Source organism: Kineococcus gurbantunggutensis (assembly GCF_050871925.1).
GTDB lineage: Bacteria > Actinomycetota > Actinomycetes > Actinomycetales > Kineococcaceae > Kineococcus.
On record NZ_JBJLSG010000267.1, the window covers coordinates 1 to 3,892 of the forward strand.

At 80.6% G+C, this 3,892-nt stretch carries 3 protein-coding genes; 2 read left to right on the forward strand and 1 reads right to left on the reverse strand.

Annotation, left to right across the window (positions count from 1 at the left end; genetic code table 11):
- Positions 1-134: 134 nt before the first annotated feature.
- Positions 135-1,313, reverse strand: coding sequence for an acetylesterase (locus tag ACRYR7_RS24715; protein ID WP_432574990.1), 1,179 nt, complete (start codon positions 1,311-1,313; stop codon positions 135-137).
- A 166-nt stretch (positions 1,314-1,479) separates the two neighbouring features.
- Between ACRYR7_RS24715 and ACRYR7_RS24720 the strand changes: the two genes are divergently transcribed.
- A complete protein-coding gene (locus ACRYR7_RS24720; RefSeq protein WP_432574991.1) occupies positions 1,480-2,640 on the forward strand; it encodes a Gfo/Idh/MocA family protein in 1,161 nt (386 codons plus the stop codon).
- Positions 2,641-2,891: 251 nt separating this feature from the next.
- Positions 2,892-3,734 (forward strand): HpcH/HpaI aldolase/citrate lyase family protein, encoded by an 843-nt coding sequence (locus ACRYR7_RS24725; protein ID WP_432574992.1) that lies wholly within the window; start codon positions 2,892-2,894, stop codon positions 3,732-3,734.
- The last annotated feature ends 158 nt before the right edge of the window (positions 3,735-3,892 follow it).

Here is a 3,892-nt window from a genome sequence, read left to right on the forward strand (position 1 = left end):
GCGACCATCGAGCTCCCGGTCTATCTCCCCCCGCGGCGCCCCGCCCGCGCCCACGCGCCCGGCCCCCCGCCCCCGTCCCCGCCGCCGGGTCCGGGCGCCGCCCCCGCCGCCGGGTCCGGGCGCCGCCCCCGCCCTCAGGCCGGCTGCACGCGCTGCAGCCAGTCGAACGCCTCGCGCTGCATCGCCGCGTCGAAGCGGTGCCCGGTGTCGTGGGTGGAGGCGGTGACGGCCCCCGGCGCCCCGGCCGCGGCGTAGCGGGCGAGCACGCGCCGCACCCCGCGGCGCACCCCGTCCGCGGGGAAGAGCGGGTCGCGCGCGCCGGACTGCACCAGCAGCGGCAGCGGGGCGCGGGCGGCCACGACGTCGGGCCAGTCGCCCACCCGCGCCAGGCCGGGGGTCACCAGGGTCCAGGAGTGCCGGTGCAGGTGCTGCGGCAGCGCCTCGCGCAGCGAGGTGAGCATGCACGTGACGACGAGCGCGGCGGCCGGGGCGCCCAGCGCCGCCGCCACCGCCGCGCGCGCCCCGCCGCCGGACAGCCCCAGCAGCGCCACCCCGCCGGGCGCGGTGCCCGGGTGCTCGGCCAGCACCCGCGCGGCGAGCAGGTCCTCGCGGGCCAGCAGCCCGGTCCAGGAGGTGCCCAGCGCCCCCAGCGCCTTGGCGACGTCGTCCTCGGCCGCGTCGGCGTGCACGTCGTAGGCCAGCGCCTCGTCCTGGACGTCCTCGCCGGCGGCGCGGCGGGCGGCCAGCTCCCGCAGGGCGGTGCGCTCGCCGCGCTCGGGCATCGCGGCCACCGGCAGGCGCCGGCTGCCCCAGCCGAAGCCGTCGTGCACGAGGACCGCCCGGCCGGTGCGGGCCAGGTCCTCGGCCACCGCCCGGCCGGCGTACAGCTCCTCGCGCGCGGCGCGCAGGCGCGGGTGCTCCGGGCGCCCGTCCGCGCCGTCGGCGAGCTCGGCCAGGCCGAAGCGCTTGGACCCGCCGTGGCAGTGCAGCACCAGCGCCCCCGGCAGCGGCCCGCGCGCGCCGGCCGGGCGCAGCAGGCGCGCGGCCACCCGCGGGCCGAACCCGGCGTCCCAGCTCAGCTCGGTGCCCTCCAGGCCGTCGCGGCTCCAGGTGCCCTCCACCCGCACGTCGGCGCGCTCCTGCGGCCGCGGCAGCCCGACGGCCGCGCGCAGCCGGCGGCGGACCTCCTGCGCGGGGGGCTCGTCGGCGCCGAGCAGCGGCCAGGAGCCCTCCAGCAGCTCCACCAGCCCCTCGAACGCGCCGAGCCGGCCGGCCGGGGCCGGGCCGGGGCCCGCGCCGTGCGCACCGACCACCGCGGGACCTCCTCGTCCTCGTCGCGCGAGCCCCTGCCGGCAAGCGCTTGCCCGTCACCGTACACACCGCTCCGCCGGCGACGGGGCGGTGCGGGGCCGGTGCGCCACCGCCGCCGGCACCGGGGCGGACCTGGTCCCGGTAATCGCTTTCCACTACGCTCGCGGGGTGCCCCTCGACGACGCCACCCGGTACCGCGGCGCGAGCGCGCCCTCGGTGGCGGTGGTCGGCGTCAACGGGCACGGGCGCAGCCACCTGCTGCGCGCGCTGGCCGCCCACGCGGCCGGCGAGGTGCGGCTGGCCGCGGTGGCCGACCCGCGCCTGGACGCGCTGCCGGAGCTGCCCGGCGGCACCCGCCGGCACGGCGACCTGGCCTCCCTGCTGGAGGGCGGCGCCCCGGACGCGGTGGTGCTGAGCACCCCCATCCACACCCACGCCGAGCTGGCGACGGCCGCGCTGCGCGCCGGCTGCGACGTGCTGCTGGAGAAGCCCCCCACCGCCACCGGCGAGGAGTTCAGCGCCCTGCTGGACGTGGTCGCCGCGACCGGGGGGCGCTGCCAGGTGGGGTTCCAGAGCCTGGGCTCGGAGGCGGTGCGGCACGTGCGCGAGCGCGTGGCGCAGGGGCGCGTGGGGGAGGTGACCGGCTACTCCGCGGCCGGCTGCTGGGTGCGCACCCGCGGCTACTACCGGCGCGCGGCCTGGGCCGGGCACCGCCACCTCGACGGGCGCGTGGTGGCCGACGGGGCGCTGACGAACCCGCTGGCGCACGCGGTGGCCACCGCGCTGGCCGTGGCGGGCGCCCAGCGCGCCGAGGACGTGGCGTCCGTGCGGACCGACCTGTTCCACGTGCACGACATCGAGGCGGACGACACCTCCGCGGCGCGCGTGCACCTGGCGGACGGGCGCGACCTGCTGGTGGCCGTGACGCTGTGCGCGGCCGAGCGCGGCGAGCCGTTCGTCGTGGTGGAGGGCACCGCCGGGCGCCTGACCCTGTACTACGCGATCGACGTGGTGGTCGAGGAGGTGCCCGGGCGCCCGCCGCTGGTCACCCGGCACGCGCGCACGGACCTGCTGGCGGACCTGCTGGCCGCGCGCGAGCGCGGCACCGCGCTGCTCTCCCCGCTGTCGGCCGCCGGCGGCTTCACCCGCGTGCTGGACGCGGTGGTGACCGGCCCGGCGCCCAGGGCGGTGGACCCCTCCTTCGCGCGGCGGGTGGTCCTGCCCGACGGCGACGAGCGCCTGGAGCTGACGGGCGTGGAGGGGGCGGTGGCCCGGGCGCTGTCCGGGCGCGCCCTCTTCAGCGAGCTCGACCTGCCCTGGACCCGCTGAGCCGGGCCGGCGCGCGCCCGGCCCGCCGCGGCGCCCGGCCCGCCGCGGCGCGCGGCGCGCGGACGGCGCCCTGGACGGCGCCCGAGGGGCCCCGGCGCGGTGGCGCCGGGTGGCGCGGCGTGCGCGATCTCACGCCCGCCCGGGCGCTGCGGACCCCCCGGGCGCGCCGGACCGGCCGCTACGGTCGGTGGCTGCAGGGCGCCGGCCGCCGGCCGGCCCGAGGGACCGGCCCGGCCGGGTGAGGAGATCGGATGAGCGCCGACAGGGGCGTCCACATCGTCGAGCCGCGGTACGCGCGCACGTGGCTGCTGGTCAACGCGGCGCGGCCCGAGCTGTTCGACGGCGCGGCCCGCTCGCGCGCGGACCAGGTCGTGCTCGACGTCGAGGACGCCGTGGACCCGCGCCGCAAGGACGCCGCGCGCGCCGACGTCATCGAGTGGCTGCGCGCCGGTGGGCGCGCGTTCGTGCGCATCAACGACGTGACCACCCCGCACTGGCGCGACGACGTCGAGCAGCTGCGCGGCACCCCGAACCTGCTGGGCGTGGTGCTGGCCAAGACGGAGGCCGGCGAGCAGGTCACCGAGACGTTCGAGGGCCTGGGCGGCGAGACGCCCGTGGTGGCGCTGGTGGAGTCGGCGCTGGGCATCGAGGAGGCCCGCTCCATCGCCTGCGCGCGCGGGGCGTTCCGCCTGGCGTTCGGCTCGGGCGACTACCGCCGCGACACCGGCGCCAGCGCCGACGACCTGGCGATGGCCTACCCGCGCAGCCGCCTGGTGGTGGCCAGCCGCATCGGCGGCCTGCCCGGCCCGGTGGACGGGCCCACCGTCGGCGGCGGGCACCCGGAGCTGCGCGAGAACTCCTCCGTGGGCGTCTCGCTGGGCATGATGGGCAAGCTGTGCCTGGACCCGGACCAGGCCTCGGTCATCAACGAGGTCATGAGCCCCACGGCCACCGACGCCACCTGGGCGCACGACGTCATCAGCCGGTTCGAGGAGAGCGGCGGCGTGGTCCGCGACGGCTCGGACCTGCCGCGCCTGGGCCGCGCCCGGCGCATCCAGGAGCTCGCGCAGGCGTTCGGCATCCAGCCGCTGTGAGCGCCGGGGCGGGCGGGCCCCACCGGCCCGCCCGCCCCGGGCACCCCGCCCCGCGCGGGGGGGGGGGGGGGGGGGGGGGGGGGGGGGGGCCGACGCGGGGGGCCGGCCCGCGCGGGACGCCCCCGCCGCCCGCGCGGGCCGGTCCGCCCCTCGTCGTG